The sequence below is a fragment of the Paenibacillus sp. JQZ6Y-1 genome (genome assembly GCF_040719145.1).
GTDB lineage: Bacteria > Bacillota > Bacilli > Paenibacillales > Paenibacillaceae > Saccharibacillus > Saccharibacillus kandeliae.
The window spans coordinates 100,862-115,557 of record NZ_JBFDUZ010000001.1; the positions used below are offsets into that span (position 1 = coordinate 100,862).

Genomic DNA, 14,696 nt, shown 5'->3' on the forward strand with positions numbered 1-14,696 from the left:
TATGGCATTTCAAGTCATCGACGGCGTGCGTGTCTGGGGCGAACCAGACAGCAGTGCCGTCAGTCAAGCAATTACCTGTGCCAATCATGGCAATGTAGTGCAAACTCTGCTCATGGCGGATCATCATAAAGGATACAGTCAGCCGATTGGCGGCGTGGTGGCGTACAGCGGTCAAATCTCGCCATCCGGTGTTGGGTATGACATCGGCTGCGGCAACAAGGCGGTACGCACCAATCTGATGGCGGCGGATATTATGCCACAGATCGGCAACATTATGGATCAAATCGCCAAGCAAATCACCTTTGGTGTGGGACGTGGCAATCGCAACCGTGTCGATCACGAGCTGTTCGATGACCCTGATTGGAATGTATACGTTCAGGTCGCAGGCAAAAAAGGGCATGATGCGCTGAAAATGCTTGCTCGTGAGCAGCTTGGTACTGTCGGCAGCGGCAATCACTATGTCGATCTGTTTACCGAGCTGTCCACTGGGCGGTTGTGGATTGGCAACCATTTTGGTAGCCGTGGATTTGGGCATAAGACGGCAAGCGGATTTTTGAATCTGGCGGCAGGACGGGGCTTTTTGGACAAAGCACCGGGCGAGCATATGGATCAAGCGCCAACGCTGTTCGATCTGGATCAGGAGCATGGCGAGCTGTACTACCGCGCGATGAAGCTGGCGGGACGGTACGCATACGCTGGACGCGACTATGTGATTGATGAAGTGTTGCGTCTGCTTGGTGCGACTGCCGATTTTGAGGTGCACAATCATCATAACTTTGCATGGAAAGAACAGCATGACGGGCAAGAAACGATTGTGGTGCGTAAAGGGGCAACCCCATCCGCGCCAGGTCAGCTGGGCTTTATCGGCGGCAGTATGGGCGATATTTCGGTTATCGTGCGCGGCAAGGATAGTCTGGAAAACAAGCAGTCCTTTTACAGTACTGTACATGGCGCGGGTCGGGTCATGAGCCGTACACAGGCAGCAGGTAAAATGAACTGGAAAACCCGTACTCGTCATGGCGGCGAGATTACACGCGAGCAGATGAAGCAGGCGATTGCCGACTTTGGTGTGGAGCTACGCGGAGCGGATACGGATGAAAGCCCGTTTGTGTACCGCAAGCTGCAAACGGTACTAGATGCGCATCACGAAACGCTAGATGTACTGCATGTGCTGAAACCGATTGGTGTATGTATGGCGGGCGCGAATGAGTTTGATCCATATAAAGATTAGGCAAGATCGTATGTCAAAGGGAATCGATATAACGAAGAAAAGCAAAGCATGTAAACGATAGAACAATTAGCTGTATACATCATAGAGATAGCGAATACCATAGCTTATACTGACAAGAAGACCGCATGTAGATCATAGCGGTCTTCTTGTCAGTGGGGTGTTGGATTGGAAAAGAGCGTCTTTCAACAGCACGGAATGTTTGATCATATAACAGTCTCTACTTCTATGATAAGGCTAGCATTTGCTGCAAATTGTATAATTTAAATCTTTTTACGAATAAAGTTATTATTTACATAGTAATTTAGATAATAATTATCCATATATTTATTGGCTTCTAGGGAATTTGTATAATTGGGAACTTTTTTGAAAGTAAGTTTAAAAGAAATAAAAGATTTTATTAATGATCTTGCAAAATATTTAATATAATAAAGGGTGACTTTGTACTTAGATTAAATGTGATTTAATTCCATATTATAACCTACTTAAGTAGGTTATTTTTTTATAAAATCAATCCTTTATTCCTGATTTTGTAATATGAAACAAAATGATTTATTTAATTACAAATATCGACAGACTTTGACAAAAAAATTACATATAATAGATTTATTCGTTTTTAATAGTAATTTAATTGACGAATGTAAATTATTAAATTGAATAGAGAGGAGTTGAGAACATTGAGAACAATTTATAAAGCGATAGTAAAAATGAGTTTTTGTTCTTTGCTTGTTGCTGGTTTGGTATTCTCACCGATAGCAACAGAAGCAGCTACAGCAAAAAGCTATCAATATGACAATAGTGGTCGCTTACAATCAATCACACTATCTGGGTACAAAATTACATTTATCTATGATAAAAATGGTAATTTGTTAAAGCGTTCAGTAACTAAGACTACAGTAGCAAAATAATGTTGTAATCAGCAGTACACAAAAAAAGTTTTAAAAAATAGTAAACCAAAAAAAGAATATATAGACAAAGGGGATTATTAAATCCAATGAATAAAGCCTTACAAAAGATAATATTACTTCTGATGGTAGGAACGCTTGTTTTAACTTCGCTAACTAGTGTGTTTCTTCCATCTGCATTCGCTGCCGCAACGACTTCAAGATCAAAATCAGCTTCTAAGGCTATCCTTCCACCAGGTGTCACCTTGATTCCGGGAAATTATAAAGCGCCTGCGATACCGCCTGCTAAAGTCATCGAGTTTGACGAAGATACAGTTAATTATAATGTGTATGGAACTGCTCTCGAAAATGGCTTAGGTGCTCATTCTATGAGTATTATGGAAAATACAGAATCATTGGTTGAGGATTCAATTCCAGCAGAAGAAAAACAACCGATTCCTTATGTAGCTAATTCTGCATTAACTACACAACAAGTCATTGACTTAATGGATGAAGGTGCTAATAATTATGATCGGTATCAGATTCATTTACTCGCTTCTCAACAATCGATTGATCCGCTAGCAATTTGGGAACAAAAACAGAAAAGTGGTCTTTCTTGGAAAGAATGGCTCGTTCAAAGTGGTCTTAAGCTTGCAGATCCTTCTTCTGTTTCCAAAGATGTCTATGGTATAGACCCCAATATAGAACTAGATTCAGCAACGACAAGTGTGCAGGACGATACCTACATAGTGGAACCTTTGTCAATGATGCGTTCGTTATCTGCTGAAGATAATCAGATTGAATTAGAGCAGCAGACTTTAGCTGGTTATCGTAACCTTATCAACCCGCAACAAATGAATCAAATTAAAAAAGAGCAATATTCTGATCGTCAAAAAACTAGCGAAACGATTGATCCTGCAACCGGAGCATTAACTTGGAAATTCAATGCGCTGAGTTACCCGGGTCGGGATGGGCTTGATATGGACTTAGGATTGATGTATCAATCTAGTCAAGCAAAAAGCTTTTTGTCTGCTAAAGGTATGTATTTAGTAGCCACTTATAGAGATAATCAACTAAAGTATGAATATCAAAATACAGCCAGATTTTTGTGGCAGACGTCCAACTACTTAGTCGATCGATATCATCTAGGGAATGGGTGGTCCTTCCAGTTCCCGTCGGTGCAACAAGAAGAAGGCTCTATGTATTACCATAACGGTCAAGGCGCCTCATATCAGATTAAGTTTGACCAAAAAACAGGATTAGCCGTAGATACGAATATCGTAGATCCACCGAATAAACTGACCAAGTTTATGAAAGACAATGGTAGCTTTAGTAATGGACAGACTTCTTCGACTTTTTATATGCAATACCCGGATAAAAAACGAGAATATTTTAATAATAGTGGGAATATTATTGGAGTAGTGGATCGGTATAATAATAAAATCACATATGAATATGGGGAAACCCCCAATCGTTATATCCAGATTACCGATACGGTAGGGCGTAAGCTTAAAATTGTCTATGAAAATGCAGGGGTAGAAGGAACTATTACGGTCTATTCCATTACGCCTGATGGACAGCAACAAGCAGAAATTGTAATGAAAAACCAAGGACAATCGATTTCCTATAAAGACCGTGGAAAATACGGGGACGAGAAAAAAGACGCAATTCGTGATGTAAATCCAGTACTGCAAAATATCTCGTATGTACATGATGATACTAATGGTCAACGGGAATATTTATGGTCGACCACATTTAACTACGATCCTCGTATAGACGAATTTAGTTATGCAGAAAAGAAATACATGACGAAAAGTGGATTCAATGCCTATTTCTTGCTCAACGAAATTAATTACCCGCGTTCTCAAACGTATTATGTGTATGAAGCGAAAACACGTAACTTAGGATCTGAGGGTATGATTGAAGACTTCATTGTGAATCATCGCTCAGATGAACATAATAAAAAAGATGGTAGTCGGAAAACAAACTTGATCAATCAAGTAGAGTATACGTATAGCGGAGATTACACAGGCTATCCAAATAACAATCCAGATGCGATTCCAGCCGACTATACGTATTCCTCGCGTTCTTCGGTATTGGATGGAACCGGTGGGTACGCTACACGCACTCGTGTTAGGTATAACAATCAAGCACAAAAAATGACTACCGATCAATCAACAGCGAATGGAGACCGCATATTAGAAACAGTGCAATCTTATCATCCCATATTCAAATTTATGCCTGTTAAAATAGAAAAAACACTTCAAGATACTTCAGGAGTAAATCTGTTATATACAGAGAACATCTATGATGATGTAGGGAATTTAAGAGAAACAACGATGCCGCTTACAGCATCTCAATTGGGAGATGCCAACTTTAAACGTACTCATACTACAAGTTATGCTTATGAACCACAGTATAATCAGGTGGCATTGGTTACGTCTTATCAGCAAGATAATGTAAATGCACCAATAACGGAACGATATAGATATACGAGTGATGGTCGTTTGAGTTCAAAAATAGATACTGCCAATCAAGAAACAACGTATGTTTATGGAACAGTGTCGGGTATGGTTAATCAGGTAACAGAAGAACATCCTGTGAAGCCTGGAGTGAAAGCACGAACAGTTACTGAATATGGCGCTGAAACAAATTACGCTTTACCTTCTAAAGTAAGTACGTTCTTCCGTTCTGCCACAAATGGGAGTGAACTACAAAATAGTAAGTCTATGACGTACGATCCACGGACAGGTCTGGTACTTCAAGAGAAAGATGCTGAAGGAAAAGTAACGTCATATACATACGATCTATTAGATCGTATTATTGCTACTAAATTTCCTTCAGTTACTAATACAGATGGTGAAGTATACGATATAGTCGAAGGATACGAATACAGTGATGTATATATTGATCGACAAGATGGTAGTTCAGTTGTTAAGGGTCTAGCGGTAGACTCGTACAAAGATTATATACAACGTTCTACAGGGACAGTAACTACTTTAAATGAGAACAATGCTACTTACGATGGCTTTGGTAATGCATTAACCGAATCCTATATTGATCGTAAAAGCACATTAGCTGAAACGAATGTGCATATGACACGCTATACAACCGATGGATTGTCGCGTCCAACGAAGCAAACAACTGCTGTATATCATCCGGCAAATGGAGGTGCTAGTCTAGAACTAGCGAGTGGACCGAATACCGATATCGCAGTCACTTACGATGGTTGGGGCAAAGTTAATGAAACAAAGGATGTGCAGGGAAATAAAGTCTCTTCCACGAGTCATTTGACACAATATCGTAATGAACTTACGTTTACCGATGCAAATGGGAACAAATTGAATGCTGTTGATCAACAATACGACCAATGGGGCAATATGTTGAAGACCACCGCCTATCAAGATCCAAATGGAAAGGGCGGCCCCGTTGAAGAATCCTATACGTACGATGTAGTAGGGAATGTACTCAGTTATATTGATCCGAAAGGAAACAAAAATAATGAGGGAGCTACACAAACATTCCGTTACGATGGACTGAATCGTCTGATTAGTCTTAAAGATGCAAAGAGTCAGACCGCAAATTATCAATATGATGGAAATAATCAATTGACTCAAGTAAGTATGGTTGATGTCAGTGGAGCCGATAAAGCGGTGATCTTTAGCAAAGATTTCAATGAAGCTTTTCAAATGTTAAGTAAAACGGATGCTGCGAATCAAAGTACGCAAAACCAATTTGATAAACTGGGTCGTATGCAGTCGTCAACCGATCGAAATGGTTCAAATACAGCATATACGTATGATGAAGCCAATCAATTAACAAGTTATCAGAAAACAATGACTTCACCAAAGGCGCAAACTGTGAAGTACACGTACACACCAGGTAAAGGTAATATTTATACAGATAAAGCAACTCTACAGACTACTGGACTACCGCTAGTTAGTCAGCAGACTAAAACAGATCCACTAGGACGTATTATTCAGCAACACGCTTATACTACATCTAATGATTATGTAGGTACGACGAATTTAACGTATAACGGATGGAGCCAAGTTGCTTCCAATCAAACCAGTTATCAAGCAAGTGCAGATACTATTGTTAAAGGAACGCAACAAATCTATACGTATAATACGAAGCAACAATTAACAGGTATTAATATGGCAGGAACAACGAAAGGGATTCAATATACGTATACGCCTCAAGGGAAAATAGAGTCGATTACGTATCCAGCGATGACCAGTGGTAAAGTACTCAAAACTACCTACACATACAATGCATTAAGTCAAATGCTCAGTATGAAAAATGTATTAGACGGTGTTGAACTATCTTCTTCAACCAATGGATATGATACTAATGGTAATATTATTCAGACGACTGAAAAGCGTCAAGGACAAGCAGATCGTGTAACGACTTATGATTATGATTCCTTGAATCGTCTAATTAGTCTAAATGAATCTGGCAAAGGTACAGCAAGTTACACGTATGATCTACGCGGTAACCGTTTAACGCTAGAAGATACTCGTGGACAATCAGATGCATTAGAAAATTTTAGAGAAACCAATTATAGCTATAATGCATTAGATCAGTTAGATGGCTATCAGCAAGATAAAACGAGTACCGCATTCCGTTATTTACCGGATGGAACTCGCTACCAGAAGCAAGTCACGGTGACGAATACCGATGGGACAAAAACGACAACGTCTTCGAAATTTATTAGCAATGGAAATGGGAAGGTGACTTTTGAAGCCAAAGGCACGGATTACAACGAGTATATTCGTGGCGATCGCGTTTTACTAAAAAAGAAGCCGGGTAGTAATTCGTTACAATATTATTTGTACAATGGACATGGTGATGTGATTGGTTTGCTATACGATAATGGAACAGTGGCGAATATGTATGACTATGATGAGTTTGGCAATCTGACGACACAACAAGAAAAAACGTATAATCCGTTCAAATATGCAGGAGAATATCTGGATAGCGAAAGTGGATTATACTACTTAAATGCACGTTATTATGATCCAAGTATGGGACGGTTCTTAAATGAAGATGATTATGAAGGGCAGATCAGCAATCCGTTAAGTTTAAATAGCTATACGTATGTGCATAACAATCCTCTAGGCTATGTTGATCCTACAGGTCATTACAATGCTCAGGGAGGAGGAGGAGGAAGTCCTTCGGAAGCTCATTATTATAATTTAGCCAATGCTACAGATACGCAAGTGGTCATTAATATGCGTGGAGGAAGTTATAATAGTCAGCAAGCTATGTTGGCAAAACTCTTAGAAAACTACAGTTATGGATTCTATGGCCAACCTCAAGGTGATGCCATGACACGTAACCAGTTTACCTATTTATACAATATGGCAATTAAGTCGAATAATGCAGGTAGTGTAAAATGGGCATTAGCTGAGTTAGATGATTTTTTTGTAAATGGAATAAATGATAAAACAACTACAGCTGCACTAGGATTTGGCATGGGAGGAGCCGGTTCTTTAGGAGGAGCAGCTAAAGCAGGTAGTAAGGGTCAAAGCAAAGGTTGGATAAAACGTGATACCTATAGTGAAATTGTAGATAGATTCGGAAAAAGTGCAGCTAATAAATTTAGTAATGCTATGAAAAAAGGTCTGGTTTCTGGTAAAGGTGAAAATGGAGTGAAATTGCTCTCTGGAGAAGGCGTGAAAATTGGAAATAAATATTATAAATATGAAATTAAGATTAAAGGTCAGTATGGAGATTGGCGTGTATATGGTAATTATGATAAGAAATCTGGTCAAATAGTATTTGATTTGTTTGATAAAGGAAATCATTAGACTGGAGGAGATTGAATGCCAATCGATGAATTTAAACAATGGATAACTGAACAAGAGATAGAAATAAGAACGTTACAAGGATTTTGGTTAAACTTGAAAAACTATCAAAGAGAAGATCCAGATGAGTTCAGTCATTTTTTTGGGGATTTTAGTAGAGATAATCTTGATGTGAAAATAACACAAATAGCATTGATGCTAGGCAATTACCCTGAATATAATTATAATCATGTCATATCCTATGTTCCAATAATTTATAATGGACAAAGAATAGGATTATATCGATTACTATTTACATTGGATGGGCAAATTGATGATGACTATTTTACTATTGAATAGTAAAGTGTTTTAACGAATATTTTAAGAGAAATGTATCAAACTTCGACCTTGAGGGCAAGAATCTCTCAAGGTTTTTTCTTTGTTCCTATTTAATGTCGAATGAACAGGGCAGTAAGAATTAAAAGAACTTACTTCTCAAGATAGAGTGGTTGGATAATCTTGATTTTGAGGTGATTAAGTATGTTAAAGGTGTTCTTGTCGCAGTATTGTTATAAAATTAATAAGTGGGAAATTCCACAATAAGCGGCATATGCTCTTTTAGAGAAATAGCCGAATCAACTATAATAAAATACAAGAAACTGCCAGAATCTAAAAGCTAACCGAATGGATTTATGAGTTCGTTTGTTCTAGATGACGAACGCATTATTGAATAATCCTAAAACTTTGATAGTTCATTCTATTACTTTCTTTTATGTTCAAGTAGAATCGCATTGACATGTGCATGAATAACAATACGAAAATAATTGAGAAAGGCATAATCAGTACATGAAGTATGAGATAGCCCGTTGAGACATTCCTATACTGAGTTCATGGTTTGTCCAACTCCATCGCTAACAAAGGCAGCTCAATCGTAAATGTGAACCATTTGCCTATATGAGTGAAATTCAGCTCGCCGCCATGCAGTTCAACGATACTTCGGGCGATAGATAATCCCAGCCCAGTACCGGATTGCGATCCACGATCTTGACGAGATTGATCCACCTTGTAAAAGCGTTCAAACAGCCGCTTTTCCTGTTCCTTCGTAAGTGGGATGCCTTCGTTCGTAATTTCGATAATGACGCGCTGCTCCGTCTGCTTCATCACAAGCTGTATCGTACCCGGCGTGAGCGAATGATGAAGGGCATTATTGAGCAAATTATCAATGGTACGTGCGATCTTTTCACTGTCTACCTGCGTATAGATGGAGGTGTTCATCGTATGTTTGACGACCGCGATTCCCATCTCGCGCGCAATCGGTTCAAATTCGTAATACAGTTGATTGACCATTTGGATCATATCAATCGACTCTCGGTGTAGCCGTGCTTCCTTCCAAGCAAGTCGTGTATATTCAAACAGATCCTCCAGCATTTTTTTCAAATGGAGCGCTTTATTGTGCGCATTTTGCACAAAGCGTTGATATTCGTCTTCATTGCGAAAGGAACGACTTTGCAGCAATTCCATATAGCCGATAACGCTCGTGAGTGGCGTACGCAGATCATGCGAAATGCCGTTAATGAGCTCCATTTTGCTGTTTTCGAGTTCACGCTCCTGCGCAATCTTTTGCTGAAGCTGCGCTGCCATGGTGTTCACACTATGAATGACCCGTCCCAACTCATCCTCGCGCTGGGTGGTAATGCGATGATCCATATTTCCCTGTGCGATGATCGTTAATCCTTGTTCCAGATTGATCAGATCATGAACAATCTTGCGGGTCATCATATAAAATATAATTACAAAAATAATCATAAATAGAAAAATAAGATAAATATCATAATATAATGTTGAACTTTTCACTGCTGGTACGATCCTGCTAAGCAAATATGTGAGTTGGGCTGTCGTAAAAACGATTGCGAGGGTGATGGCAAAGCTGATGATACAACTAAGTAACATCCCCCATTGAATACTCCGTCTGATCTTCATCGGCAAGCGAACCTTATTCGGCTTTATAACCAACACCCCAAACGGTTTTGATATATTGCGGCTCCTTCGGAGAACGCTCAATCTTCTCGCGCAAATTACGAATATGCACCATTACTGTATTATCTGAATATCCGGCTGCTTCCTCCCATACGCGTTCATAAATTTGTGCCGGACTGAATACCTGTCCGGGGTGACTAGCAAGCAGCTCTAAAATGGAAAACTCGCGCGGCGTGAGTGATACAGGAGCTTTTTGTACGGTCACGATATGCTTTTGCTTATCGATCACTAGCTCTCTTACTTCAATCAAAGCAGAGGAGGTATCCTTGCCAAGCAGCGATTGTCTGCGTAGTTGTGCTTTGACTCGTGCAAGTAGCTCTAACGGATTGAACGGCTTGCCGATGTAATCATCCGCGCCTGTCGTCAAGCCTGTAATTTTATCGATATCGTCTTCCTTCGCAGATAACATAATGATCGGCACATCGGAGATGTCGCGAATTTTCATACAGGCGCGAATGCCATCCATACGGGGCATCATCACATCGAGAATGACCAGATCAATCGCGGTACTGGATATGTTCTCGACCGCCTCGATTCCATCCTCTGCTTCTATGACAGTATATCCCTCATTACGCAAATACATATGGATCACATCTCTAATTTCGTAATCATCATCGACAACAAGGATTGTAGGCATAGATCACATTCACTCTTTCTGTAGGTTGATAACATGACCCACCATCGTAGCAGTCATATTCAGTCATATGTCATATATAGAACAGATCACTCATACAAACTTCTTACGACAAATGTATACGAATGCAGGGGGTACATTCATCGGAACAAACCGAATCGCCTCGATAATAAAGGTATCGGCAAGCATCTTTTTCATTTGAAGGGAATACTGATAGGTAATGAACAATCCGCCCGGCTTGAGCGCCTGAACGACCTGATCAAGTAGTGCTTGTCGAATCGACTCATCAAAATTGAAAAAAGGAAGCCCGCTTACGACACAATCCAATGCTGGAATTCCTTGCTCCTGCATTTTTTCATATAAATGGCGAGCGTTAGCATAACAGGGGAATTGCGGATATTGTTTTCTTATATACTCCCTCATTTGCTTGTCCATTTCAAACAATACTATGTCCATCTCATCTGTGGCATGAGCTTGAAGAACACGCGTAATCGCTCCCGTACCTGAACCCAGTTCTGCGATGGCACGCATATGATCCCACTCAATAGGCTTAACCATCTGCTCCGCTAGAAATCGAGAGCTTGGCATCACACTGCCTACTCTTTTCGGATGACCAAAAAAACGATGTAAAAATAGAAATCCTTCTCTCATACTCATTCCATTCTCCTCCATTGCTGCATAAATTCAAAATAAATAGACGCCAACATAATGACCAATCATGAAAAAAAGCCCAGTCCACAGCAGTGCGCTACTATAGGCGAGTATGGCAAACATGCGATATGTCATACGATGAAATCCGGCAAATAGAGGAAGCACATAACGAATAACAGGAATAAAAAACCCAATACATAGCGCTTTACTGCCTAGACGCTCAAATAGCTTTTCCGCTCTGTGCACATAGGGCTTGTGTTGTAAACGAGCGTGGAGACGTTGCCCGAAGCATGCACCTGCTACATACGAAATCGTAATGGCTGTTAACAGACCAAGCAGCATACAGGCATAGGTCAAGTACGGGTTTAACATGCCAGTGCTGCTCAATACAGCACCTGTAAGAATCGTTACTTCATTCGGTACAGGAACGCCAAATGGTCCCAATATAAAAGCGAGAAAAAACGCCATATAGCTATAGCTTTCCACTAGGTGAATGATGATAGGATTGACCATGTTCAGCCTCCATTCTGTTCGTTGAGAAGGCTCATTTCCTTCTGTGTCATCATCATAAGCAACAAAAATAAATATCGAATGGCTACAATATGAAAGAAATTCTGAAGATGGGGATAAGAATGAATGAAGAGTGGAGATTCTAATTGTTTTTGATCGTTCTCTAAAATGGGTATGCTAATACATAGCACCTCCAAAACGAATCTGCTGGAAGGAGAATCAATCCATGACGAATCTTGTAAATAATGCGATTTTGAAAGCAAAACCGGGGAATGAGGAGAAGTTGAAAGCAGAATTAATTAAAATGCTGGAGCCTTCTCGTAGCGAGAGCGGCTGTATTCAATATACGTTGCACGAATCGGTAGAACCGGGTGTGTTTGTCTTTTATGAAGTGTGGAAAGATGAAGCAGCGCTCGAATTTCATATGAATACGCCGCATTTCAAAGCCTATCGTGAAAACATTGCCTCACTGGTGGATTCGCGTGAAGCGTTCCGGTTGCATCAGATCGAACAATAACATACGCAGCAGACAAAAGTGATTTCCGATTCTGGAAGTCACTTTTTGTTATGTATAGCGCTATATTGTGAATCTGCAAGGAAGAATAAAGAATTTCTATTCTGTGTGCCTTATATCAACATTATCTATTAGACGGGAATTGGTAATTTCGATAACCTAATACATACATTCATTAATTTAACAAACCCGATAGGAATTATAAGTTTTATAGAAAGGGATTGCTTATGATCAAATATGTAACGAAGCGGCTGTTGATTGCGTGCTGTACACTGCTGGTCATTTTGTTCATCTTGTTCGCGATGATGGAGTGGATGCCGGGTACGCCGTTCAATGATGATAAATTGACTGCCCAGCAGCTAGCGCAGCTCAATACCGCGTATGGATTGGACAAGCCAGTGCCAGTGAAATTCGCCAACTATGTTACCCATGTGCTGCAAGGAGATTTTGGCGTATCGTATGTGATTCAGAAAAATATGCCAATTGCCAGCTTGATTCAGGATCGGCTGCTGATCTCATTTCAAATCGGCTTGCAGGCGATTGCGCTTGGTGTAGTACTCGGTCTTATTCTCGGTATCCTCTCGGCGCTGCGTCACTCCACGATCTGGGATACGATCTCATCGCTAGTGTCGATGTTGGGTGCGAGTATTCCGTCGTATGTATTCGCGCTGGGCTTGATGTACGTGTTCGCTTTTCAATTGGGTTGGTTTCCGGTGTTGTTCTCGCAGCGGATGACAGATTCGTCTACTATTTTGCCGAGTATTGCACTGGCAATGCTGCCAATTGCCAAGGTGGCGCGGTTTACACGCAATGAAATGATCGAAGCGCTGCAATCCGATTATATTCAATTGGCGCAATCGAAGGGCATCAATAGCTTTGGTATTATCGTTTTTCATGCGCTGCGTAATACGCTGATTCCACTGCTGACAGTGATTGCACCGATGGTGGTGGGCATGATGATGGGCAGTATGGTGATTGAGAATATTTTCGCCATTCCGGGTATCGGCAATCTGTTCATTACCGCGATTCAGGTAAATGATTACAATGTCGCGATCTCAATTGCCTTTATCTACAGCGTACTTTTTATCGGTATGATGCTGCTGGTCGATCTGCTGTATGGTCTGATTGATCCACGAATTCGGCTGGCGGGAGGAGGAAAAGCGTGAGCAAAGACATCCAAGTATACGCAAGGCATACCGGGCAACATGACAGTAAAAACCAACCATCCACGCCAGATTCCCATACTGAGCAGATTGTCGATTCTCGTGTACAACAGAGTGCGGATCATCGTCGGACTAGCGGAGCACAACATACAACAGAAACGGCGGCTGTATTACAAGAGTCGAAGGCTACACGGCATCCGTCGAGTGCTGAACAATATGGAGCCAATGCTGCACAGCATGTAGTACATGCAGGCAACAATCTTGTTAGAAGTAGCGGTTCGTATGCAGTGAATACGGCGCTTAACGCTCCTTTTGAATTGGCACATCGAGAGTGTGCTGCCGAAGGCATCAACGAGGATTATCGCAAGCCGCGTTATGAAAGTATCCGCCGTGTATTTCGCAGCAAAAGCGGGCTGCTTGGCGCCATCTTATTAGCGCTCATTGTGCTGTTTGCACTGATCGGACCGCTGCTTAGCGGGTATGCACCGAATGCGGTAGATATGAAAACGCAAAACTTGCCGCCTCGCCTACCAGTGGTGGAGCAGCTTGGAGTTTGGAACGGGGAGACGCGGGGCGAGAATCCGTATATCGAGCGCGGAATTTCGCAGGAGTATCACTATTTTGGTACTGATACGCTCGGTCGCGATCTGTGGACGCGTGTCTTTACAGGCACACGAATTTCATTGTTTGTCGCGATGGTGGCGGTGTGTATCGATATTGTGATCGGGATTACATATGGCATGATCTCGGGTTATTTTGGCGGCAGGGTCGATCTGGTGATGCAGCGGATCATCGAGGTGATTGCAGGCATACCGAGTCTGGTCGTGATTACGCTATTTATGATTATTCTCAAACCGGGGCTGATTACGATCATTATCGCGCTGATGATTACGAACTGGATCGGTATGAGCCGGATTGTACGGGCGCAGGTATTGCGGTTGAAGCAGCAGGATTATGTACTGGCGGCACGCACGCTGGGCGCTTCGGATATTGTCATTTTGCTGCGTGAGATTTTGCCGAATATGTATGGCACGATCATCATTATGGCGATGATGTCGATTCCCGAAGCGATCTTTATCGAATCGTTTTTGTCATTTATCGGGCTAGGTATTCCAGAGCCGACCGCTTCACTTGGGACACTAATCAGTACTGGCTTCAAGTCGATGATGATTCATCCGTATATGGTGGCAATTCCGGTTGTTGTATTCGCATTGCTGATGATCAGCTTCAATTTGCTGTCAGATAGTCTGCGTGATGCACTGGATTCCAAATTAAAAATCTGAGGT

Annotated in this window: 11 protein-coding genes; 7 read left to right on the forward strand and 4 right to left on the reverse strand. The window is 41.2% G+C overall.

The genetic code is table 11. The features are described from left to right. The first annotated feature begins 1 nt into the window (after position 1). From ABXR35_RS00465 to ABXR35_RS00480, 4 genes are all read left to right on the forward strand, one after another. Positions 2-1,231, forward strand: coding sequence for an RtcB family protein (locus tag ABXR35_RS00465; RefSeq protein WP_367053938.1), 1,230 nt, complete (start codon positions 2-4; stop codon positions 1,229-1,231). A gap of 674 nt (positions 1,232-1,905) precedes the next feature. After that, the gene (locus tag ABXR35_RS00470; protein ID WP_367053941.1) at positions 1,906-2,136 is read left to right on the forward strand and encodes an RHS repeat domain-containing protein; all 231 of its coding nucleotides are present in this window, start codon (positions 1,906-1,908) and stop codon (positions 2,134-2,136) included. Positions 2,137-2,222: 86 nt separating this feature from the next. Beyond that, a complete protein-coding gene (locus tag ABXR35_RS00475; RefSeq protein ID WP_367053944.1) occupies positions 2,223-7,925 on the forward strand; it encodes an RHS repeat domain-containing protein in 5,703 nt (1,900 codons plus the stop codon). Positions 7,926-7,940: 15 nt separating this feature from the next. Continuing rightward, positions 7,941-8,261, forward strand: a complete 321-nt coding sequence (locus tag ABXR35_RS00480; protein ID WP_367053946.1) for a hypothetical protein — start codon at positions 7,941-7,943, stop codon at positions 8,259-8,261. A gap of 528 nt (positions 8,262-8,789) precedes the next feature. On the opposite strand, the gene ABXR35_RS00485 is transcribed toward ABXR35_RS00480, so the two are convergent. From ABXR35_RS00485 to ABXR35_RS00500, 4 genes are all read right to left on the reverse strand, one after another. After that, complete coding sequence (locus ABXR35_RS00485; RefSeq protein ID WP_367053949.1) at positions 8,790-9,755, reverse strand: sensor histidine kinase; 966 nt, start codon at positions 9,753-9,755, stop codon at positions 8,790-8,792. Between the two features lie 139 nt (positions 9,756-9,894). Continuing rightward, positions 9,895-10,575, reverse strand: coding sequence for a response regulator transcription factor (locus ABXR35_RS00490; RefSeq protein ID WP_367053952.1), 681 nt, complete (start codon positions 10,573-10,575; stop codon positions 9,895-9,897). A 90-nt stretch (positions 10,576-10,665) separates the two neighbouring features. Continuing rightward, the gene (locus ABXR35_RS00495) at positions 10,666-11,229 is read right to left on the reverse strand and encodes a class I SAM-dependent methyltransferase (protein WP_367053955.1); all 564 of its coding nucleotides are present in this window, start codon (positions 11,227-11,229) and stop codon (positions 10,666-10,668) included. Between the two features lie 27 nt (positions 11,230-11,256). After that, positions 11,257-11,736 carry a DedA family protein gene (locus ABXR35_RS00500; protein WP_367053958.1) on the reverse strand — a complete coding sequence of 160 codons (480 nt, stop codon included), beginning with the start codon at positions 11,734-11,736 and terminating at the stop codon, positions 11,257-11,259. Between the two features lie 223 nt (positions 11,737-11,959). On the opposite strand from ABXR35_RS00500, the gene ABXR35_RS00505 reads away from it, so the two are divergent. The 3 genes from ABXR35_RS00505 to ABXR35_RS00515 all read left to right on the forward strand — a co-directional run bounded on the left by ABXR35_RS00505 (position 11,960) and on the right by ABXR35_RS00515 (position 14,693). Further along, positions 11,960-12,250, forward strand: coding sequence for a putative quinol monooxygenase (locus ABXR35_RS00505; protein WP_367053961.1), 291 nt, complete (start codon positions 11,960-11,962; stop codon positions 12,248-12,250). Between the two features lie 224 nt (positions 12,251-12,474). Further along, positions 12,475-13,413: an ABC transporter permease gene (locus ABXR35_RS00510; RefSeq protein ID WP_367053963.1), complete on the forward strand. Its 939-nt coding sequence runs from the start codon at positions 12,475-12,477 to the stop codon at positions 13,411-13,413. Beyond that, complete coding sequence (locus tag ABXR35_RS00515) at positions 13,410-14,693, forward strand: ABC transporter permease (RefSeq protein WP_367053966.1); 1,284 nt, start codon at positions 13,410-13,412, stop codon at positions 14,691-14,693. Before ABXR35_RS00510 ends, ABXR35_RS00515 begins: the two co-directional genes overlap by 4 nt. Positions 14,694-14,696 lie beyond the last annotated feature (3 nt).

Bases quoted from the DNA above. Each gene is read 5' to 3' on its own strand.
- ABXR35_RS00505 (WP_367053961.1), top strand. From the start codon at position 11,960: ATGACGAATCTTGTAAATAATGCGATTTTGAAAGCAAAACCGGGGAAT.
- ABXR35_RS00490 (WP_367053952.1), bottom strand. From the start codon at position 10,575: ATGCCTACAATCCTTGTTGTCGATGATGATTACGAAATTAGAGATGTG.
- ABXR35_RS00510 (WP_367053963.1), top strand. From the start codon at position 12,475: ATGATCAAATATGTAACGAAGCGGCTGTTGATTGCGTGCTGTACACTG.
- ABXR35_RS00495 (WP_367053955.1), bottom strand. From the start codon at position 11,229: ATGAGTATGAGAGAAGGATTTCTATTTTTACATCGTTTTTTTGGTCAT.
- ABXR35_RS00465 (WP_367053938.1), top strand. From the start codon at position 2: ATGGCATTTCAAGTCATCGACGGCGTGCGTGTCTGGGGCGAACCAGAC.
- ABXR35_RS00480 (WP_367053946.1), top strand. From the start codon at position 7,941: ATGCCAATCGATGAATTTAAACAATGGATAACTGAACAAGAGATAGAA.
- ABXR35_RS00475 (WP_367053944.1), top strand. From the start codon at position 2,223: ATGAATAAAGCCTTACAAAAGATAATATTACTTCTGATGGTAGGAACG.
- ABXR35_RS00500 (WP_367053958.1), bottom strand. From the start codon at position 11,736: ATGGTCAATCCTATCATCATTCACCTAGTGGAAAGCTATAGCTATATG.